General features: G+C 48.7%; 19 protein-coding genes. 12 read left to right on the top strand and 7 right to left on the bottom strand.

Going from position 1 to position 20,981, the window contains the following annotated elements:
- Window positions 1–5: 5 nt before the first annotated feature.
- The 4 genes from IE070_RS10715 to pepB form a co-directional block, all read right to left on the bottom strand.
- Window positions 6–557 (bottom strand): DNA-3-methyladenine glycosylase I, encoded by a 552-nt coding sequence (locus IE070_RS10715; protein ID WP_373296967.1) that lies wholly within the window; start codon window positions 555–557, stop codon window positions 6–8.
- Window positions 558–619: 62 nt separating this feature from the next.
- Entirely contained in the window at window positions 620–2,860 is a 2,241-nt protein-coding gene (gene mrcB, locus IE070_RS10710) for a penicillin-binding protein 1B (protein WP_189483181.1), read from the bottom strand.
- Window positions 2,847–5,321 (bottom strand): ATP-dependent helicase HrpB, encoded by a 2,475-nt coding sequence (gene hrpB / locus IE070_RS10705; protein ID WP_268247352.1) that lies wholly within the window; start codon window positions 5,319–5,321, stop codon window positions 2,847–2,849. Before hrpB ends, mrcB begins: the two co-directional genes overlap by 14 nt.
- Window positions 5,322–5,358: 37 nt before the next feature.
- A complete protein-coding gene (gene pepB / locus IE070_RS10700) occupies window positions 5,359–6,666 on the bottom strand; it encodes an aminopeptidase PepB (RefSeq protein ID WP_189483180.1) in 1,308 nt (435 codons plus the stop codon).
- Between the two features lie 287 nt (window positions 6,667–6,953).
- On the opposite strand from pepB, the gene dksA reads away from it, so the two are divergent.
- The 12 genes from dksA to frdD all read left to right on the top strand — a co-directional run bounded on the left by dksA (window position 6,954) and on the right by frdD (window position 17,475).
- Window positions 6,954–7,403: an RNA polymerase-binding protein DksA gene (gene dksA / locus IE070_RS10695; RefSeq protein WP_189483179.1), complete on the top strand. Its 450-nt coding sequence runs from the start codon at window positions 6,954–6,956 to the stop codon at window positions 7,401–7,403.
- 17 nt (window positions 7,404–7,420) lie between these two features.
- On the top strand, window positions 7,421–8,326 hold the full coding sequence (gene gluQRS / locus IE070_RS10690; protein WP_189483178.1) for a tRNA glutamyl-Q(34) synthetase GluQRS: 906 nt from the start codon (window positions 7,421–7,423) through the stop codon (window positions 8,324–8,326).
- A 136-nt stretch (window positions 8,327–8,462) separates the two neighbouring features.
- Complete coding sequence (gene pcnB, locus IE070_RS10685; protein ID WP_229797032.1) at window positions 8,463–9,902, top strand: polynucleotide adenylyltransferase PcnB; 1,440 nt, start codon at window positions 8,463–8,465, stop codon at window positions 9,900–9,902.
- The gene (gene folK / locus IE070_RS10680; RefSeq protein WP_189483176.1) at window positions 9,895–10,425 is read left to right on the top strand and encodes a 2-amino-4-hydroxy-6-hydroxymethyldihydropteridine diphosphokinase; all 531 of its coding nucleotides are present in this window, start codon (window positions 9,895–9,897) and stop codon (window positions 10,423–10,425) included. Before pcnB ends, folK begins: the two co-directional genes overlap by 8 nt.
- A gap of 13 nt (window positions 10,426–10,438) precedes the next feature.
- Window positions 10,439–11,233, top strand: a complete 795-nt coding sequence (gene panB / locus IE070_RS10675; protein WP_189483175.1) for a 3-methyl-2-oxobutanoate hydroxymethyltransferase — start codon at window positions 10,439–10,441, stop codon at window positions 11,231–11,233.
- A complete protein-coding gene (panC, locus tag IE070_RS10670; protein ID WP_189483174.1) occupies window positions 11,234–12,076 on the top strand; it encodes a pantoate--beta-alanine ligase in 843 nt (280 codons plus the stop codon). It begins immediately after the preceding gene.
- 5 nt (window positions 12,077–12,081) lie between these two features.
- Complete coding sequence (locus tag IE070_RS10665; protein WP_229797031.1) at window positions 12,082–12,963, top strand: DUF72 domain-containing protein; 882 nt, start codon at window positions 12,082–12,084, stop codon at window positions 12,961–12,963.
- Between the two features lie 207 nt (window positions 12,964–13,170).
- The gene (locus tag IE070_RS10660) at window positions 13,171–14,064 is read left to right on the top strand and encodes a prenyltransferase (RefSeq protein ID WP_189483173.1); all 894 of its coding nucleotides are present in this window, start codon (window positions 13,171–13,173) and stop codon (window positions 14,062–14,064) included.
- 98 nt (window positions 14,065–14,162) lie between these two features.
- On the top strand, window positions 14,163–15,956 hold the full coding sequence (frdA, locus tag IE070_RS10655) for a fumarate reductase (quinol) flavoprotein subunit (protein WP_189483172.1): 1,794 nt from the start codon (window positions 14,163–14,165) through the stop codon (window positions 15,954–15,956).
- The gene (locus IE070_RS10650; RefSeq protein WP_189483171.1) at window positions 15,956–16,705 is read left to right on the top strand and encodes a succinate dehydrogenase/fumarate reductase iron-sulfur subunit; all 750 of its coding nucleotides are present in this window, start codon (window positions 15,956–15,958) and stop codon (window positions 16,703–16,705) included. Before frdA ends, IE070_RS10650 begins: the two co-directional genes overlap by 1 nt.
- Before the next feature lie 9 nt (window positions 16,706–16,714).
- Complete coding sequence (locus IE070_RS10645) at window positions 16,715–17,104, top strand: succinate dehydrogenase/fumarate reductase transmembrane subunit (RefSeq protein ID WP_189483170.1); 390 nt, start codon at window positions 16,715–16,717, stop codon at window positions 17,102–17,104.
- Window positions 17,101–17,475 (top strand): fumarate reductase subunit FrdD, encoded by a 375-nt coding sequence (frdD, locus tag IE070_RS10640; protein WP_189483169.1) that lies wholly within the window; start codon window positions 17,101–17,103, stop codon window positions 17,473–17,475. Before IE070_RS10645 ends, frdD begins: the two co-directional genes overlap by 4 nt.
- Before the next feature lie 29 nt (window positions 17,476–17,504).
- Here the strand turns inward: frdD and panP are convergent, their stop codons facing one another.
- The 3 genes from panP to IE070_RS10625 all read right to left on the bottom strand — a co-directional run bounded on the left by panP (window position 17,505) and on the right by IE070_RS10625 (window position 20,975).
- A complete protein-coding gene (gene panP, locus IE070_RS10635; protein WP_189483168.1) occupies window positions 17,505–19,151 on the bottom strand; it encodes a pyridoxal-dependent aspartate 1-decarboxylase PanP in 1,647 nt (548 codons plus the stop codon).
- Window positions 19,152–19,281: 130 nt separating this feature from the next.
- Window positions 19,282–20,052: an ABC transporter permease gene (locus tag IE070_RS10630; protein ID WP_189483167.1), complete on the bottom strand. Its 771-nt coding sequence runs from the start codon at window positions 20,050–20,052 to the stop codon at window positions 19,282–19,284.
- Window positions 20,049–20,975, bottom strand: coding sequence for an ABC transporter ATP-binding protein (locus IE070_RS10625; protein ID WP_189483166.1), 927 nt, complete (start codon window positions 20,973–20,975; stop codon window positions 20,049–20,051). The genes IE070_RS10630 and IE070_RS10625 overlap by 4 nt, the downstream gene beginning before the upstream one ends.
- Window positions 20,976–20,981: the final 6 nt, after the last annotated feature.

Raw genomic sequence — 20,981 nt, 5'->3', positions numbered from 1 at the left:
TGCAGTTAGGGTGCTTTGGCGATTACAGCCGTTTTACGAAAGCAGGCATTATGATGATCATTGACCATCCCAACCGCCTGCATATAGGCATACATAATTGTAGAGCCTACAAACGTAAAACCCCGTTTCTTTAAATCTTTACTCAACGCATCCGATTCCGGACTCGTTGCCCGATAATCTGCAACACTGTTAATGCTATTCACTTGCACAGAACCGTTCACAAAACGCCATAGATAAGCACTAAAACTGCCAAATTCAGCTTGGACTTCTAAAAAACGGGCGGCATTATTGATGGCCGCAGCTATTTTTAAGCGATGACGAATTATCCCCGGATTTTGACATAATTCAGCGACTTTTGTCGCATCAAAGCTTGCAACCTTTACCGGATCAAACCCCGCAAATGCGATACGATACTGCTCACGTTTTTTAAGCACCGTATACCAGCTTAATCCCGCTTGCGCGGCTTCAAGGGTTAAACACTCAAATAAACGCTGATCATCGTAAACCGGTACTCCCCACTCGGTATCATGGTATGCAACATAATCCGGTTTAGTCATGTCAAGCCAGCCACAACGGCACAGATCCGTCATCATGTCACCTTTTTATAAAAACCAACGCCTTAATCACACGCCGCCATACTTAAAATACTGTTTTTATGTGCTGGCAGCAGCCAACTATTAGGGCAGTATTCCGGTACCGGCAAACCACTATTGGTCGAAAAGCGCTGCCACTCAACATTGTCAGGCATGTAACGAATCAAATTATGCTTACCCTTTTGCCGAAAATAATCCGCAAAAACTCTTAAGGCCCCCGTACCCCCAGTCAGGCCGGTACTTTGGTTATCATCACGCCCCAACCATACTGTGACTAACGTATCCTGATCAAAGCCAGCAAACCAACTGTCCCGATAATCACTTGAGGTACCGGTTTTGCCCGCAAAGGTTGGCTGTGGCCAAGTGCGGGCGAGCGATTGTGCGGTACCCGTTAAAGTCGATTCAATCATGGCATAATGCAATAAATAAACATCCTCGGCGGCGTAGCGTACAGTTTTTGGACTATTACGTTGATACACCACAGCACCATATTGATCGGTGACCGCCTGCACGGTTGCTAATGATTGGTGTACGCCATTGTTAGCCAACGTTTGATACAGTTGTGTCAATTCATAAGGGGATAAATCTACTGCCCCTAATAACGCAGAGGGGTACAGTGTGACTCGACGTTCAAGTCCTAAACGCTGGAGCGCATCTTGTATTTTCGGCATGCCCAATTGTAAGCCTAACCGCACTGTCGGTACATTGAGAGAATCCGCTAGCACCCGCATTAACGACACTTGCCCGCGAAAACGTTTATCAAAATTTTGCGGCTGCCAGTCTTGATTATTATTACGAAGGCTTAATGGACTATCATCGAGTAAGGTCCCCAACGTAAAACGACCGCGCTGCGCTAAGGCCTCTAGAAATATGGCAGGCTTAATCAAGCTACCGATAGGTCTCTTGGCCTCTAAGGCCCGGTTGAACCCTGCATAGCCGGCGGTTTTCCCCCCCACTAACGCCTGAACGGCTGCTTCTTGGTAATCTACCACCAACATCGCGGCTTCTAAATCTTTATTCATCTCAGGCACGAGCTGCGATACGGTTCGTTCTGCTTGCGTTTGCGCCATAGGATCAAGATAAGTGAATACCTTAATGCCACTATGCGTTAAGCTGGGATCAAGTGCCAATTGGCGTAACTCGCGTTTTACGGCATCCATGTAAGCGGGAAAACTGGCATTAAGATACTGGCCACGTGCAACAAGTTTAATCGGTTTTGCGAGAGCTTGTTGATAAGCCGCGTCGTTTATCAGCTCTTGTTCAAACATCAACCGCAACACTAAATCGCGTCGCCGCTGTGCCCGCTCCGGAAAACGCCGCGGATCATAGTAACCCGGTCCCTTAACCACCCCTATTAATAACGCATATTGATCGGCAGATAATTCCGTCAGCGGTTTACCAAAGTAAAAACGGCTGGCTAAACCAAAGCCATGCACCGCTGTGGCATGATTTTGCCCCAAATAAATTTCATTTAAGTAGGCTTCTAAAATTTGATCTTTGCTAAAGCGATAATCTAATACTAAGGCAATAAACGCCTCATTGATTTTCCGCCATAGGGTACGATCATGGGTAAGGTACATGTTTTTTGCGAGTTGCTGCGTTAACGTTGATCCCCCCTGCACGGTGCGCCCAGCCGTTAAATTGACCCAAAACGCGCGTAATACCGATAAAGGAGAAACTCCACGATGCTGATAAAATTCCCGATCTTCAACCAATAATAACGTCTCTTTTAGCAAGGTAGGCACTAAATCTAACCTTACGAGCTCTCGATCTTCTTGATGCGGCGAGACTAAATGCTCAATTAACTGCGGTTCTAACTGTGCAAACGTTAGGCTCTGCCCTTGCTGCACAATGCGGCTAATCCCAGTACGATTAAACTCAACATTAAAACGCTCAGCGATTTGTTCGCCATTGACGTAAGTAAAACTACGACGAAAAATACTAACACTGCCGCCTTTAACGCTAAATTGACCCGGTCCAGTAACGTCTTGGCTGCGCCGATACTGAAGTTGCTCTAACTCTTGAATTAAGTGAGCTTGGGTTAAGTATTTACCCGGATACAGCGCTAAACTACGACCATAAATTTGTGCCGGAACCTGCCATTTCTGGCCAGAAAACGTACTGGTGATTTTACTGTCTAAGTAAATAAAATAGATGACTAATACCAGCAATATCACGAATGCCAATTTTAATCCTGTCACCCATACCTTGCGCCACCACCGACCTGGACGACTGGATTTTATCGATTTCTTTTTACTTCGGCTCATAACCCATCGCTTTTTTTGTTTTTGTTGTAGGGCGCGCTTGTGCCGGATCATCCGGCCAAAAGTGTTTAGGATAGCGCCCTTTCATTTCTTTTTTTACATCTTGCCAACTCTGTTGCCAAAAACTGGCTAAATCACGGGTAATCTGTAAAGGTTGGCGTCCGGGCGATAATAACGTCACGGTAAGAGGTAACTGGCCGTTCAATACACTTGGCGACGTCAGTTGACCATACATTTCCTGAACCCGCACTGAAAACCTAGGGCCGCCTGGTAAACTGTAATCAATCTGTACGTTGCTTCCCGTTGGCGCTTGCCATGTCTCAGGTAATAACTGCTTTACCTGCTGCTGCTGTTGAAAACTTAACTGCTGCCAGAGTAAATCATAAAGTGGTAATTGTGCTAATTGGCTGGCTTTGTGCACATCGGCCAGATAGGGACCTAACCAGTTTTCCAGATTTGCCAGTAAAGCGCTATCACTAAGATCAGGAAAATCCGTAAATTGGTTAGCATGCAACAACGCCACACGTTGTTGTAGTTGCCAACATGTGGCAGTGAAAGGCAACAGCGCTAGCCCATGTTTAGCAATATGGGCTAACCAAGCGTGTTGTTTTTGCTGCGCCGTTAACTGCAATGGCGCAGGGCGACGTTGCAACACTAACTGACCAAATTGGCGTTGTTGCTCGCTATAAAATCCAGCTAACTTATCATCCCAGCCGGTGCTTGTTTGCCAGGGTAACGCATGCCAGCTTGTCAAAATAGCGTCCAAGTCAATGGCGATGGCCAATTGGATACGATTTTGCTGTTGAACCTGTTGCAGCGTAACGGCAATGATATAGGGCTGTTGCTGTAAAGCATGATCGGCACCTAATTGTGCACCAGCGCCATTGGCTAATAAATACCCTTGCCCTCGACGTTGTGCCAATCGATCTGGATAAGCTCGCAATAACAACGCCGGAACCTGCTCTACTGGCAAGGTGGCACTTGGCTGACAGTTAAGCCGCTTCGCCAGTTGTAGCGCCTGCTGATACTGGCGACTATAACGCGGATGTCGGGCGTGCAATTGCTGTAATTGTCCGTAAAGATCGTCTGGCGAGATACGTCCCTCTTCTAACAAGGCTGCCAATAAACTCGCTAGCCAGCCAATACCCGCTTGCTGCTGTTGCAGCGTCTTGGCATGTTCTAGCATGCTGGCTAAGCGGATATCCGTGCCGTATGCGTAAAGCACGCGACCGTAGGCGGTTATTTGCCCTTGAAGATCTAATACCTGTAATTGCTGTAATAAGGCGGTAGCTGCGGCCAAGTTAGTGGATGAGGGTGTGGTTAGCCAGGCTAAATCTTCAGGTTGACAGCCCCATACGGCAATCTCCACTCTGAGTGCCGTAAGTTCCGCTAAGGTTATTTCTGCCGGCTCAAACGCTGGACGGCGTTGCCATTGCTCCGCGCTGTCTAAACGATAACAGTATCCTGCGGCCAGTCGCCCCGCTCGTCCTGCCCGTTGCGTTGCGGCAGCTTGGCTAATCGCAATGGTTTCTAAACGACTGATACCCGAACGGGCTTGATAACTGGCCCGACGCGCTTGCCCACTGTCGACAACAACATTAATCCCTTCAATGGTTAAACTGGTTTCAGCTAAATTGGTCGCTAGCACGATTTTATACGCACCTGGCGCAGGCGCAACAATTGCGGCTTGCTGCGCCGCAATACTCATACTACCCACTAACGCCAACACCTTTACGCTGGCAGGGAGGGCTTGCGATTGCAACCAGTCTGCAGCTTGTGAAATCTCGGCTTGCCCGGGCAAAAACACCAATACACTGCTTTGATGCTGTTCATATGCCAGCAACGCTTGTCTAGCGCATTGTATGGCTATCGGGTCTTTACTCAGCGGTTGGTACTTAATCGTTACGGGGTAACTACGGCCTTCACTGTGTAATACCGGTGCTTGTAAATATTGAGCAAGCGCACTGGTGTCTAGGGTAGCCGACATCACTAAAATTTTTAATCGTTCATTTAATTGCTGGACTTCTAAGGCAAGTGCTAAGCCTAAATCAGCATGCAAGGATCGTTCGTGAAATTCATCAAAAATAAGCAAATCGATAGAGGATAATTCAGGATCCTGCTGGATCTTACGCGTGAGAATACCCTCAGTAACAATTAATAAACGGGTGTTAGCGCTGTCTTGACGCTCCTGCCGAATTTGATACCCCACGGTTTGCCCAATTGTTTCGCCTAACTGCTCAGCCAAGTATGCTGCTATGGCTTTAGCAGCCAAGCGCCGAGGTTCTAGCATCACAATACGCTTACCCATAAAGCTGGGCTGTTGCAGTAGATAAAGCGGCAAATAGGTTGATTTACCTGCCCCAGGTGGAGCCGCTAACACCACGCGGGGCACCTGATGCAACATCTGACAAAGCCGGGGTAAAATTTCGATTATTGGTAACACTGCTTTTGTACTCAACGGCATCAGCGGCAAGAAACCGCTGATGAAATTCACTCAGACGTTAGGCGTTTACTTCATGTAATAATATACTGGCGATCGTTCTAATCCCTTGCCCAGTGGCGCCCGCTGCCCAATAGGCATTCGCCGTGCCGTTAAAGGCCGCGGCTAAATCAAAGTGTAACCATCCCTGCCCTTCGTTTGCCACAAAGCGACTTAAAAACCCTGCAGCATTACTGGCCCCCCCCGCACCGCCGCCTTTAACCGGCCGGCTATTGGCCGTATCGGCATAGGGCGAGGGACATTGCTGTTGGTGCCATTTTTCTAAAGGCAGTTGCCACGTTAATTCTTGTTGTTGTTCTGCGTAATCCAGCGCACGTTTAGCCAACGCCTTATCTAACGCAAACAGCGCATTATACTCCGCCCCAACGGCCGTTACGGCGGCGCCCGTGAGGGTTGCGGCATCAATAATTAACGCTGCGCCACTGTCGCAGGCCAGTTGCAAACCATCCGCCAAGACTAAACGCCCTTCTGCATCGGTATTCACAATCTCAACCGTTGTGCCATTTTTATAGGTAATAATATCGCCCAATTTATAGGCATGACCGCTAATTAAGTTTTCTGCGCAACATAAAATAAGTTTTACTCGCTGCGTTAACCCTTGCAGAATTGCCAAGGCTAATGCGGCCGTTACCGTCGCCGCGCCACCCATATCGCATTTCATGGTCAGCATCCCTTCGGTGGCCTTAATAGAGTAGCCACCACTGTCAAAAGTAATGCCTTTCCCCACCAACGCAGCCGCTACAGGCGCCTCAGGATTGCCCGTTGGGTTAAAGTCGAGTTCTAACATGGCTGGCGCTCTAACGCTACCGCGGCCAACCTGGTAAATACCCTGCCAACCTTCCGTAACCAGCTGTTCACCACTGATGATGCGATACGTTACCTGGTTTGCCCCCGCGGTTGCCGAAATAAATGCCGCAGCCTCTTCTGCTAATAATTGCGGTGATAATTGCTCGGGTGTTTTATTCACCAAGTGTTTGGCAAAACGATAACAGTGTTCACGTTGTGTTAGCCTTTGCACCGTTAACGCATCACCGCAAAAAAACACTCCTGTAAGGCGTTTAGCATTTACAAAACCTTGATAAAAAGCCCATTGCCACTCTTCTGGCCATTCACCCGCCAGTTGTACTTGTGATAAGCCCAAATTATCGAGCAGCCGTGCCGCTTTTTGCACCATTCTTACTTCATTGCCTGCTTTAATATGTATTTGATACCCTGCGCTGTGTGGTGAAACCAGTGCACCGGTACCAAATTGTTCAGGAGCGGGTTGCGGCTGTATAAAAATCTGTATTACGGCAGGGATCGAATTCATTACAAGCTCCAATAGTAAACGTTAACTAAGCCATCTTAAGGCTTTTCCGACAGTGTAGCATAAGGCAGCCGTCCACTTGGCGCGACAAAACCAAAGATTTGTGACGGTTAGCGTAAAATAATCGACCTTCAGACCAAAAGTCAGCAAGATTCAGCCGAAATTAAGTGACGGCAGGATTGCCAGCCGCTATACTTCCGCGGTTTTTTATTAGTGATTGCGGTAGCGGTGATATTCTGCTATCTATAGCCGCCATCTTTTTGCTTGGTGGGATTGTACAGGAGAGAATCATGCCAGAAGGCAATAACAATAAATCCTTAGGGTTGCTCGCGCTGGCTGGCGTAGTACCTTATCAGGCAGCTGTCGGGGAAGAGTATATGAACCCGAAGCAGTTGGAGCATTTCAGAAAAATTCTCGACGCCTGGCGCCAACAGTTACGGGAAGAAGTTGACCGTACCAAAACTCACATGGCCGATGAAGCGGCAAACTTCCCCGATCCGGTAGATAGAGCGGCTCAGGAAGAAGAGTTCAGCTTAGAGTTACGTGCGCGCGATCGCGAACGTAAATTGCTGAAAAAAATTGAAAAAACGTTACAAAAAATCGAAAACGAAGATTTCGGTTACTGTGATACCTGCGGTATTGAAATCGGTATCAAACGTTTAGAAGCGCGCCCAACAGCCGATCAGTGTATTGATTGTAAAACACTGGCCGAAATTAAAGAAAAACAACTGGGCGGTTAATCCGAACGGTTCGCGTGGTGCTGAACACGCCGCAAACGCAGACGGCCAAGTATATTGGCCGTTTCGCCCCCTCCCCCTCAGGTCCCCTTCATTTCGGTTCGCTCATTGCAGCGGTTGGTAGCTATTTACAAGCTAAAAGCCAACAGGGGCAATGGTTGCTGCGTATCGAGGATATTGACACACCAAGGGTACAAATAGGGGCCGACACAGCCATTATGCATACCTTAGCCGCATTTGGGCTGCACTGGGATGGCCCTGTTATCTATCAAAGCCAACGTATTGCGCGCTATCAAGAGGTTCTGATAGAACTACAACAACGCGAGTTACTGTACGGTTGCCAATGCAGTCGACGCGAAATTAGTTTGACTGGCGGTGTGTATGCGGGCACATGTGCGTCACTATCACTTAACACGCCCCCGCTTGCATGGCGAATAAAAGCCCAAGAGGTAAAAACCGTATTTGATGATCGCGTTTTTGGTCGCCAATCTATATCGGCAGCCTTGGCGGGCGAAGATTATATTTTGAAACGACGCGATGGTTTATTTAGCTATCAGCTAGCGGTGGTAGTAGATGATCTCGATCAACAGATTACTGAAGTGATCCGTGGAGCAGACTTATTAAATATGACACCCAGGCAACAACATTTATGTCACTTACTTGGTAAGCGCGCACCACACTATGGTCATTTGCCTTTAGCCGTGACCGCTCCCGGTCAAAAACTCAGTAAACAAAACCATGCTACCGCGTTAGCAAACTGGCCGCTCAACACCAGCTTAAGTGCAGTACTAGCATTATTAGGCCATCCCGTCCCTGCCGCCTTAGTTGGCGCAAATGTGGCCGATATTTTAGCTTGGGCGCTATCGGTATGGGATTTGGCTCGGGTTCCAGTCACCCCAGAAATACCGTGTCCAGATTTTGCCTAAAAGCGCCACAGAGTATAATCAGCGAAAACCCGCCATTTCGTTCTCATTTCTTGCAAAGTCAGGTATGATACGCCGGTTTTTTCGGCGCTAAGCCGCTTGTTCAATGCCATCGAGGAGAGACATCATAATTTCGCGCGTGATTGATTTTTGCCGCCGCACCTTAGGCGGAAAGAATGCCATACCGGCCACCCCAACTCGCCCAGTAGAGCCAACGAGCCCGGCTGCCCCTTCGGTATTGCCACCGATGCAGATTATTGGCAGAGATCAGCATTCTATTTCACGAAAAGATATTAGCCCCAATGCATTAAAAGTATTGTATCGCTTAAAAGACGCAGGGTTTGAAGCGTATTTAGTGGGGGGATGTATCCGCGATTTATTATTAGGCTTGAAGCCAAAAGATTTTGACGTGGTAACCAACGCTCGACCAGATGAAGTAAAACAGGTATTTCGTAATTGTCGGCTCATTGGCCGTCGCTTTCGGCTGGCTCATGTGGTGTTTGGCCGAGAAGTGATTGAAGTGGCGACCTTTCGTGGTCATCACAGCGGTGCAGAGGAAGACGAAAACGCCAGTAAAATTGCTAGCTTAAGCGATCATGGTCAAATTCTGCGCGATAATGTTTACGGCACCATTGAAGAAGACGCTGAGCGGCGCGATTTTACCGTTAATGCGCTGTATTACTCCATTAAAGACTTTGCGATCTACGATTTTGCTCAAGGTGTTCAAAGCATTGCGGATCGTCGGATCGCATTGATTGGCGATCCGGAAACCCGCTATCGGGAAGATCCGGTACGGATGCTCCGAGCCATCCGTTTTGCCACTAAGCTTAATATGCAAATTGCGCCTGAGAGCGCAGCGGATATCCCGCAGTTAGCCGTCTTGTTAAAAAATATTCCGGCACCCCGCTTGTTTGACGAACTGGTAAAGATGTGGCTGTCGGGCAAGGGTTTTGATAATTTTATGCTCATGCGCGAGCTGAATGTTTTAAAACAGCTTGTGCCTCAATTAGAGAAACTGTTAAAGCAAGAGCCTGAAGGTAAAGCCTTTCAACTGATTACCCGCGCTCTGCAAGATACGGATCAACGGGTGGCGACAGATAAACCTGTTACCCCCGCGTTTATTTTTGCCGCTATGCTCTGGTATCCCGTCGAAGTTCGGGCGCAAACGCTCTTAATCGAAAGCGGCTTAAATGAAAACGACGCCTTTGGTATTGCCATGACGGAAGTCTTGGATGATATTCAGCGTACCATTGCGATCCCCAAACGTTTTAGTTTAGCCATGCGCGATATTTGGTTTTTACAAAATCGCCTATCGAAACGTGCAGGCCGCCGCGCGTTCAAATTAATGGAACAAAGTAAGTTTCGCGGTGCTTATGACTTTTTGGTATTGCGTGCCGCAGCTGAAGGTGGTGAATTACTTGAGCTAGCGCGTTGGTGGGAGCAATTCCAATACAGTGATGAAAGCGATCGACTGGCACTGATTCAGCAACTTGGTAAAGCGGGAGTCGAAAGCCCGAAACGTCGTCGCACCTATAAGCGCAAACGTAACACCAATAGTAACAGTGAACATCATGGCTGAGCGAAGTTATATTGGCCTCGGTGCTAACCTAATCGATCCTGTGGCACAACTGAAACAGGCAGTAGCCGCCTTAGCGTTATTGCCAGCGACACAGTTACGTCAGGTTTCACAATTTTATAGCTCGAAGCCGATGGGGCCACAGGATCAACCTGATTATGTGAATGCTGTTGCGGCGCTTGATACCGAACTCAGCGCGCAGCAATTATTAGCGGCATTGCAGCAAATCGAGCTACAACAAGGCCGTGAACGTAAAGCCGAGCGTTGGGGGCCGCGTACCTTAGATTTAGATATTTTACTGTACGGCCAACTGCAACTGACAACAGCCCAGTTAACCATTCCACATTATGGTATGCGCCAGCGCGAGTTTGTAATTTACCCACTGTTTGAACTGGCACCCGAGTTAACCCTGCCAGATGGCACCCCATTAACAATGCTGATAAAGCAGGTGCCATTAAATGGCCTGCAGCCGCTGCCGCTGGCAGCTCATCCTGCTTTGTGCGATCTTGCGCAAGCCGAAAGCTAGTTGGAATTTTATTATGGCGAAAATCACCACCGCAGTATTACAAAAAATGAAACAGCAGGGCGAGAAAATCAGCATGTTGACCGCCTATGATGCGAGCTTTGCCAAGCTTTTTGCGGAGCAAGGCGTAGAGATCCTGCTCATTGGCGATTCGCTGGGCATGGTTTTGCAAGGTCATAGTGATACCTTACCGGTTACCATTGCCGATATTGCTTACCATACTCGCGCCGTGCGTGCTGGTGCTAGCGATGCCTTTATTATTGCCGATATGCCCTTTATGAGTTATGGCACCTTAGAGCAAACACTACAAAGCGTGGTGCCGTTGATGCAAGCTGGTGCCAATATGGTGAAGTTAGAAGGCGGTGACTTTTTACTGCCCACTATTCAAGCCTTAACCGAGCGCGGTGTGCCCGTCTGTGGTCATTTAGGCTTAACCCCGCAATCAGTGCATGTGTTTGGTGGCTATAAAGTTCAAGGCAAAACCGCAGAGAAAGCTGATGCCATGGTACGACAAGCACTGGCCTTGCAAGAGGCTGGCGCACAACTGCTGGTTTTAGAATGTATCCCTACTGCCTTAGCAGAACGCATTACCCAAGCCTTAGCTATTCCCGTGATCGGCATAGGTGCCGGTAATGTCACTGATGGTCAAGTGTTGGTAATGCACGATTTACTGGGCATTAGCAGTGGTTATATCCCGAAGTTTTCCAAAAATTATCTGGCACAAACCGGCGAAATTCGTAGCGCCATTGCCAGCTATGTCAGTGAAGTGAAGGCCGGTACTTTCCCAGGCCAGGAGCATAGTTTTAATTAAATGAATATTTTGGATTCTGTTGCTGCGCTGCGCGCACAAATTACCACTTGGCGTCAGGCAGGCGAGCGCATTGCCTTTGTACCTACCATGGGTAACCTGCATAACGGTCATTTTAAACTGGTCGATATTGCCCGCCACCATGCTGATCGGGTGATTTGCAGTATCTTTGTTAACCCAATGCAATTTGGCAAAAATGAAGATTTAGATAAATACCCACGTACCCTAAACGCCGATATTGCCGGCTTAACCGCTCATCAGGCCGATGCCCTTTTTATCCCAACACCCGAGATTATGTATCCACGTGGTCTTGACGTACAAAGCTATGTCGAAGTGCCGCTGTTAGGGGATCTGCACTGTGGTGCCAGCCGTGCTGGGCATTTCCGTGGGGTCAGTACTGTGGTCAGCAAACTGTTTAATCTGGTACAGCCTGATGTGGCCTGCTTTGGCCAGAAAGACTATCAGCAGTTAGCCATTATTCGACAAATGGTTACCGATTTATCTTTTCCGATTGAGATTATTGGCGTACCGACCGAACGTGCCGCTGATGGCTTAGCCTTAAGCTCCCGTAATGGCTACTTAACTGCCGAACAGCGGCAGCAAGCGCCTACACTCTATCAAATACTGCTTAAAACCAAAGCCGCCATCGCTGCGGGTCAGCATGATTATCGAGCCTTAGAGCGTCAAGCTAAAGCCGATCTTAGCGCAGCGGGCTTTCAACCAGATTACTTTAATATTAGCCATCAACAAACCTTAACGCTGGCAAAAACTGCGAACGAGCCTAAGGTGATTTTAGCGGCGGCGGCGCTTGGTAATACCCGGCTGATTGATAATCTGGAAGTGTAAAACGGGTGTCAACGCCTTTGCTGTATTTAGGCTGCCCCATGTGGGCCAATCCGGCTTGGAAAGGCAGCCTCTATAGTGCAGATACGCCGCAAGCGGAATTTTTAAAGCACTACGCCAAGGTGTTTAATAGTGTAGAGGGCAATACTAGCTTTTATGCCGACCCCGATGCGGCCACTATCGCGCGTTGGGCCAGCTTACTGCCTGCTGATTTTCGGCTGCAGCTTAAAGTTCCTTCCCGCTTATCACATGCGCAAACAAACACGCCTATGCCCGACACGGCCCAAGCGCTCACTGCGTGGTGGCAATGCTTAACGCCCCTGCATCCCTATATCGGCTTGGTACATTTGCAATTACCGAAAACCACCGGCCCTGCTCAGCTAAATTGGCTGACCCAACACCTCGAGGTGCTCTGTCCGCTCACCAAGGTGTGTGTGGAGGTGCGCCATCCACAGTTTTTTGATAAAGCCGAGCACGAAATTACCCTAAACCGCTTATTGCGTGAGTATCAATGCGAGCGTGTGGTACTGGATAGTCGGCCGTTATTTTCGGTTGCCGCCACCACGCCAGCCTTGCTCGATGCCCAGCAAAAAAAACCGCGCTTACCCGTGCATGCTATTTGCTTAAGCGATACCCCAGTGGTGCGTTTTATCGGTTGTGATGATCTCAGTACCAATCAACACTATTATCAGCCTTGGCTTAACAAAATCGCGGCTTGGCTAAATGCAGGCAAAACGCCTTATCTGTATTTGCATACGCCAGATAATCGGCTGGCCCCGCACTTAGCCAGACAATTTGCCCGCGATTTACAACCATTAGTGCCCCATTTCCAGCATCCCGTACTCCTACCGTGGGCGGGTGAGCAGCAAAGTCAATTGGCGCTTTGGTAAACCTCGCCACGCTAAGCAGGTGCTTGCTAGCATTTGCTATTAATACCGAACCCGCCTAACCTGTAATCACTAAATAACTAAAATAGGATTCAGATCAAACTCCCATAACAGGAAATGGAGTACCATAATTTTTTATCATCTCCGGTTGCCGCTGCTAGCAACGCCAAGAGGTGGTAAGTTAACTATCATCGAAAGAAGGAGCGCTAAGTGATAGCCGTGTTACTGGGTGTTGGCCGAGCCAATTTTTTAACGTTAACGCTAGTCTGTATCGCTTTGGCCGCAACCGCCAGTTGGCAAGCAGGCGCCGCCCCAGTTTGGTCACAATATATGTTGGTCACGCTGGTCGCGCTTTGTGCCCATATTAGTGTCAATGCCTTTAACGAGTACTTCGATTTTAAATCCGGGCTAGATTTTTTAACCATGCGCACCCCCTTTAGTGGTGGTAGCGGCACACTGGTTGCCAACCCCCACGCGAGTAATATCGCCCTGACGCTCGCGGTAAGCACTTTGTTAGTGGTCATTATGGGTGGCTTATATCTCACCCTGCAACATGGCTGGCAATTGCTGCTGATTGGTATCCCCGGGGTGATGATTATCTATGCCTATACCCAGTACATTAATAAAGCGCCCATCCTCTGTTTGCTGGCACCGGGCGTGGGGTTTGGCTTATTGATGACGCTTGGCGCCTTTTGGGTGTTTGCCGATAAACTGACTGGCGGTGCTTGGCTGCTGGCCTTAATTGTCAGCTTACTCGTCAGCAATTTACTGTTACTAAACCAATTTCCCGATGTCGAAGCGGATCGGCAGGTTGGGCGGCGTCATCTCCCTATCGTGATTGGCCGCCGGCACAGTGCCAGTGTGTTTAGCCTGTTAGCAGCGTTAAGCTATATTTTGCTGCTATTAGGGGTGATAGCCCAACAATTACCTTGGCAAAGTTTGCTGGGTTTACTCAGCTTACCTGTACTCTTTACATTACTACCCGGCATTTTTAAATATGCTGAGCAGCCCGCTAAGCTGAGCCGCTATTTAGGCTTAAATGTGCTGCTCTGTCATCTGTATCCATTATTAATTTGCGCCGGTTTGTACTGGGCAGCTTACTAAGTACTATCAGCCAGCTTGTACCGGCTAAAACATAAGGCAGCGCAGCCCGCTAACGCAGCAGCGCTAGCCCAAGGAATTAAACACTATAAGGAAGCATCATGCAAATACTGCACACTGATATTGCCATTATTGGCGGTGGTGGTGCCGGCTTACGTGCCGCCATTGCGGCAGCCCAAACCGATCCTAACTGCAAGATTAGCTTGCTCTCCAAAGTGTATCCCATGCGCTCCCATACCGTAGCCGCAGAAGGTGGCGCTGCAGCCGTGACGCTGCAACAAGATAGCCTACAAGCTCACTTTGACGATACCGTCGCCGGCAGTGATTGGTTAGCCGATCAAGATGTTGTCGATTACTTTGTCAGCCATGCTTATGAAGAGTTGGTGCAGTTAGAGCACTGGGGCTGCCCTTGGAGCCGCCGTGATGATGGCAGTGTGCAGGTCCGTCGCTTTGGTGGCATGAAAACTGAACGTACTTGGTTTGCTGCCGATAAAACCGGCTTTCATATTCTGCATACCTTGTTTCAGACCTCATTGCAGTTTGCCAATATAAACAGGCTGGACGAGTTCTTTGTATTAGATTTACTGGTGGTAGATCAGCAAATTGCTGGGGTGCTGGCCATGCAGCTGAGCACCGGTGAGCTTTACCAAATTCAGGCCAAAAGCGTGATCTTAGCTACCGGCGGTGCCGGCCGCGTGTTCCACTACAACACCAACGGCGGCATTGTCACCGGCGATGGTATGGCGCTGGCGTACCGGCACGGCGTGGCCTTACGCGATATGGAGTTTGTGCAATATCACCCTACTGGCTTACCCGGCTCAGGCATTCTGATCACCGAGGCCAGCCGCGGCGAAGGCGGTATTCTACTGAATAAAGACGGCTATCGTTATTTACAGAATTATGGCTTAGGGCCAGAAACGCCACTGGGTAAACCCGAAAATAAATATATGGAGCTGGGGCCACGCGATAAGCTGTCGCAAGCCTTCTGGCATGAGCAGCAAAAAGGTCGCACCGGTAACTATGGTGAGCATGCAGTAGTCTATTTAGATCTACGGCATCTGGGTAGTAGTTATCTGAATGAACGTCTGCCCTTTATCTGTGAGCTGGCCAAATCCTATGTCAATGTTGATCCGGCCAAAGCGCCCATCCCCATCCGCCCTGCGGTGCATTACACCATGGGCGGGATTTTAACGGATGGTCAGTGCCAAACCAGTATCGGGGGCTTGTACGCCATTGGTGAATGCGCTTCCGTTGGCCTGCATGGTGCCAACCGTCTTGGCTCTAACTCATTAACGGAACTATTAGTCTTTGGCAAAGTTGCAGGTGTTGCTGCCGTGGCCCATGCCAAACAACGCCAAGCGCTGCCAAGCAGCGCGCTGAACGCACAATGCCAACAGCATCACCAACAGCTACAAGCACGTTTTGGAGCAAAACAAGCTGATAGAGTAGCCAGCTTACGCAAAGCCATGACGCTCGCGATGGAGCAAGGCTGTGGTATCTATCGCACCACGGAGGGCATGCAGCAGTGTCTTAACACCTTGCAGCAACTAAAACAGCGCTATCAGCAATTAGCCGTCAGTGATAACAGTAAAATCTTTAATTACGAGCTGTTGCAACATTACGAGCTGGGTTTTGGGCTGGATGTGGCAGAAGCCATGTGTGCCAGCGCCTTGGCACGACAAGAGTCCCGTGGTGCGCACCAGCGCTTAGATCAAGGGATGCAAAGCCGCAATGATACTGATTATCTGCAGCATTCCATCGCGCAGTTAATGCCCGAAACAGCTGGCGCAGCAGGCGGTAGCGCCAAGATTAGCTATCAGCCGGTGCGGATCACTAAATCGACACCCGCTGCCCGCCTTTATGGCGGCGCCGCAACAAAGCAGGAGCCGGTATAATGGAAAAAACAGTGGAAAAAACACTGGTTATTCAGCGTTATAACCCAGAGCAGGATCAAAGGCCCAGCCAGCAACGCTATCAAGTGCCCTTTGATAACAGCACCTCGGTGCTGGACGCCTTGCTGTATATTCAACAAAGCTTAGATCCCAGCTTAGCGTTTCGCTGGTCTTGTCGGATGGCCATTTGCGGCTCGTGCAGTGTGATGGTCAACGGCATCCCTAAACTAGGCTGTAAAACCTTTTTACGTGAGTATAGCGGCGATCTACTGTTAGAGCCGTTAGCCCACTTTGCGACAGAGAAAGATTTGGTATCGGATATGACGCTGTTTTTGCAACATTTACAAGCAGTGAAGCCTTACCTGATCCGCCAGGAGCAAAGCGCGGCAACAACGCCAGCCACTAAACCACAACCCCATAAGCAAACACCAAAACAGTTGGCAAAATATCGTAAATTCTCCAGCTGTATTAACTGCGGCCTGTGCTATGCCGCCTGCCCACAGTTTGGCTTAAACCCTGAGTTTTTGGGGCCAGCCGCGCTAACGCTGGCGCAGCGCTACAACTTGGACAATCGCGATCAGGGTAAGGCTGAGCGCATGCCGCAGCTTAATGGCAAAAATGGCGTTTGGGGCTGTACCTTTGTCGGTTTTTGCTCTGATGTTTGTCCCAAGCATTTAGATCCGGCCGCCGCCGTCAATCAGGGAAAAGTTGCCTCGGCGACTGACTTTGTCATTGGCCTGTTTAAGCCTTAGGAGCACCTTATGTCTGAACAACACAGCCCTCGCCGCCCTTATCTGGCGCCGCTTACTGCGAGCTGGTGGTTAAAGCATCGCTATTACCGTTTCTATATGTTGCGGGAAGCCACCGTTTTACCCTTATTATTTTTTTGTGGCTGTTTAATCGCCGGTTTTTATAGCTTACAGCAAGGTGAACAAAGCTGGCTAAATTGGCTCAGCTTTATGGCGCAGCCTTGGGTGATGGCTCTGAATGCCCTGACCTTTGCGGCCAGTTTGTTTCATGCTAAAACCTTTTTTGAGCTCTTTCCCAGAGTGATGCCACTCTTGCCGGCCCCCCTGATGATTGCCGGACAATGGTTAGGCACTATTGCCGTAGCAGCCTTGTTATTACTGTTGCTAGGAGGTGTGCTATGAATCAGCCAAAACGCTCAGACGAACCTATTTGGTGGGCCCTGTTTAGTGCCGGTGGTGTCTGCTTTGCCGTAGTAATACCGGGTTTACTGTTGACGATAGCGTTGCTCTATCCGCTGGGTGTGTTACCAGAAAATGCGCTTAATTATCAGCAGGTACAACAGTGGCTATTGCAGGATTGGTGGGGACTGGCAGGGTTAGCACTGGCCGGTGCGGCTATTTGCTTACCATTGTTTCATGCCATGCATCGCATTCATCATGGCTTACATGATCTGAAACTCAGTAGCGGTTTATTGGGCAAGATCCTTTGTTATAGTAGCGCCAGCCTGTTCAGTGCACTGGCGCTATATTTTTGGTGGCAGGGCTTAGGCTAACCGAGGTTAGCCGCTGCAATACCTCACACTTAGGCGAGAATATCGGCCGCTAACTGGCGTAACTTTGGATAAAACTCTTTGTCGAGTTGCGCCAGTTGATCTTGCTCCACCAACACATCATGCAAAATTTGCTCAGTCGTCAAGGGATTCGCCAACACCACTCGAAACACAATCGTTTCTTGTCTATCGTAACGCACCGGCGTTAACCGGGTACGGGACACAAAAGATTTCCCCTCCTCCCGTTGCCGTTTTTGAATAAACTTGGTTAAACCATTTAATAGCTCATTAAAACGCTGCCGCTGCTCACTGTTGGCATGAGCCATCGCCTTTTGCACCTGCGCTGGCACATAACGATAGGTTAAAATGCACAGCTCAGGCTCGGTAATGAGTTCAAAATCAATATTATGGCTAATTAGCGTGGCAAAATATTTGGCTTTTTCGATACTGCGATCAATCAGGATCTGATAGCCTTTTAAACCAATCACTTGCAAGCAGGCATGCACCAGCATCGCCATACCCGGACGCGAACCTTCTAGCGTTTGGCTGCCTAAATCTTTCGAGCCTTTGCGTAAAATATACTCTGCATGATGCTCAATGGCATTGGCGGCAGAGGGGTGCTTAAACACCACCATACCGGCGCCCATCGGCACATACATTTGTTTATGGGCATCGATAGTCACGGAATCAGCCCGCTCAATCCCCGCGAGGACATGGCGGTATTTCTCGGACAATAACGTCGCACCGCCCCAGGCAGCATCCACATGAAAATGACATTGATAGGCTTCGGCTAAATCCGCCAAATCATTAAGCGGATCCACATTACCGGTTTCGGTGGCACCCGCCACCCCGACTATCGATAATACTTTAATATTCCGTGCTTGCAGATCGGCCAGCACATTACGCATCTCGGCAATATCCACTTTGTTATTGGCATCGGTTTTTACCGACACCACCGACTCACGGCCAATGCCCAGCACATCCGCCGCCTTACCAAGCGAATAATGACCGCGCTCAGACACCACAATCGCCAAGCCTTGATAGCCAAAATGCTGCATTGAGCGGTACAAACCCTCTTTGGCAATACCTTTAAAATCGCCCTCGGCTTTAAATAACTTGTTACGGGCAATCCACAAGGCAGTAATATTGGCGACAGTCCCGCCAGAGCAAAAAGCCCCTAAGGAATGATTAGCACTGTGCATCCATTTTTTATAAAAGCCATCACGTTCGCCATACACTAGATGATGCATCATCCCCAGTACTTGACGCTCTAGCGGGGTAAAGGCTTTAGAGGTTTCAATTTTGACCAGATTTTGGTTTAGCCCCACCATCATCTTGGAGAGCGGCAACACAAAATAGGGCAAGGCCGAGGTCATATGGCCAATAAAACTGGGTGCCGCGGTATGAACCGAGTGCGCCACCAGTTTTTGCATAATGCTCTCGGTATAATCGGAAACAAAGGTTGGCTGCTCCGGGATCTGATGCGCTTGAAAATCGCGTTCAATTTGCCAGAGCGGTTTTTCTACCGCGACTATACTTTCATTCAGAAAACCGGCCAGATTCTGCGACAGATTCTGTTCGATAATGCTTAATGTCGAATCCGGTGCTTCCGGAATCGTAAAAATCCGCCACAACGCTTCTTCCGAAGCGGTAGCCTGACGCCTGGTTGTGTCATTCATGCCTGTCAGTACCTGAGCGCGACTATCCTGAGCCTATCGTGTTACCTTGTACACGCTAGACTGATAGTCACCGCGATTAAATGTCTGCGAATTATCCCTGTAGCCGGGATTTTGTAAACTAAGCCGCTGCTTAGCTACGTAAGCCTATACCCTTGTTGATCAGATACATGGCATAACTAAATAATACCACGATAAAACTCACGACCACGGCCAGCGCTAACCAGAGGCTAACATCGGTATAGCCGAGAAAACCATAACGAAATGCATTTACCATATACACTATTGGATTTAAGGCTGCAACCTGCTGCCAAAAACCGGGTAATAACGTTAGTGAATAAAACACGCCGCCTAAGTAGGTCAGCGGCGTTAACACAAAGGTAGGGATAATACTGATATCATCAAAAGTTTTCGCATAAACGGCGTTTATTAAGCCACCCAACGAAAATAGCATCGAGGTGAGCACCACCGTTAACACGATAATAGCAAGATTGTGGATTTGAATGGTCACAAAAAATAACGATAGTAGCGTTACAATCAAACCGACCAGCATACCACGCGCCATACCACCACCAACATAACCTAATACAATCAGGTAATTAGGCACTGGGGCAACCAGCAGCTCCTCAACATTACGCTGAAATTTCGCGCTAAAGAATGAAGAGGCAACATTGGCATAGGAGTTGGTAATCACCGACATCATAATTAACCCCGGGACAATAAACTCCATATAGCTAAAACCATTCATATCACCAATGCGTGAGCCAATCAGGCTGCCAAAAATCACAAAATACAGGCTCATGGTTATCGCTGGCGGCACTAAGGTTTGCACCCAGATCCGCATAAAGCGGGTGATCTCTTTATCCAAGATACTTTTAAAAGCAACCAAGTAACGGCGATTCATGCTGACGCTCCTCGGCCATGTTCAACTAAGTTGACAAACAGCTCTTCTAATCGGTTGGCTTTATTGCGCATAGACAGGACTTTGATCTGCTGCGCCGTTAACTGACTAAAAATAGGATTGAGTCCTTGAGCTTTCTCAACATCCACTTCGATACTTTGTCCTTCCAAGGCTCGCCATTGAAACCCCTCTAATTGCAATGCGCTTGGCAAGACATCGAGATCGAGAATAAAGGTTTCTTTCCCCAGTTTCGCCAACAAGGCTTTCATACTGGTATTCTCGATGATCAGGCCTTTATCAATAATGGCAATATTGCGGCAGAGCATCTCAGCTTCTTCCAGGTAATGGGTGGTGAGAATAATGGTCACACCCTGCTGATTAATCGTGCGTAAAAACTCCCACATCGAGCGACGTAGTTCAATATCGACCCCTGCGGTGGGTTCGTCTAAAATCAGTAATCTCGGCTCATGCATTAAAGCGCGGGCAATCATTAAACGGCGTTTCATACCACCAGATAGCTCGCGCGCTCTGGCGTTACGCTTTTCCCATAAACCCAATTGGCTTAGGTACTTTTCAGCACGCTGCAGGGCTATCGTTTTGGGGATACCGTAATAGCCCGCCTGATTCACCACGATTTGTAGTAAGGTTTCAAACTGATTAAAGTTAAATTCTTGCGGCACCAGCCCCAGCTGACTTTTTGCTGCTTCAAGATCGGTGTCGATGTCGTGACCAAATACCTGCACCTTACCCTGCGTCTTGTTTACCAACGAGCTGATCACACCAATGGTGGTACTTTTACCCGCACCATTGGGGCCAAGCAAAGCAAAAAAATCGCCCTGCTTTACTTGTAAATCAATACCTGCCAGGGCGACAGTGCCGCTGCGATATACTTTATGCAGTCCGGCAATATCCAGTGCAATACTCAAATCAAA

Source organism: Alishewanella tabrizica (genome assembly GCF_014652375.1).
In the GTDB taxonomy this organism is placed as follows: Bacteria; Pseudomonadota; Gammaproteobacteria; order Enterobacterales; family Alteromonadaceae; genus Alishewanella; species Alishewanella tabrizica.
The sequence above is the reverse complement of the archived record's forward strand: the minus strand, read 5'-3'. Positions and strand labels throughout refer to the sequence as shown.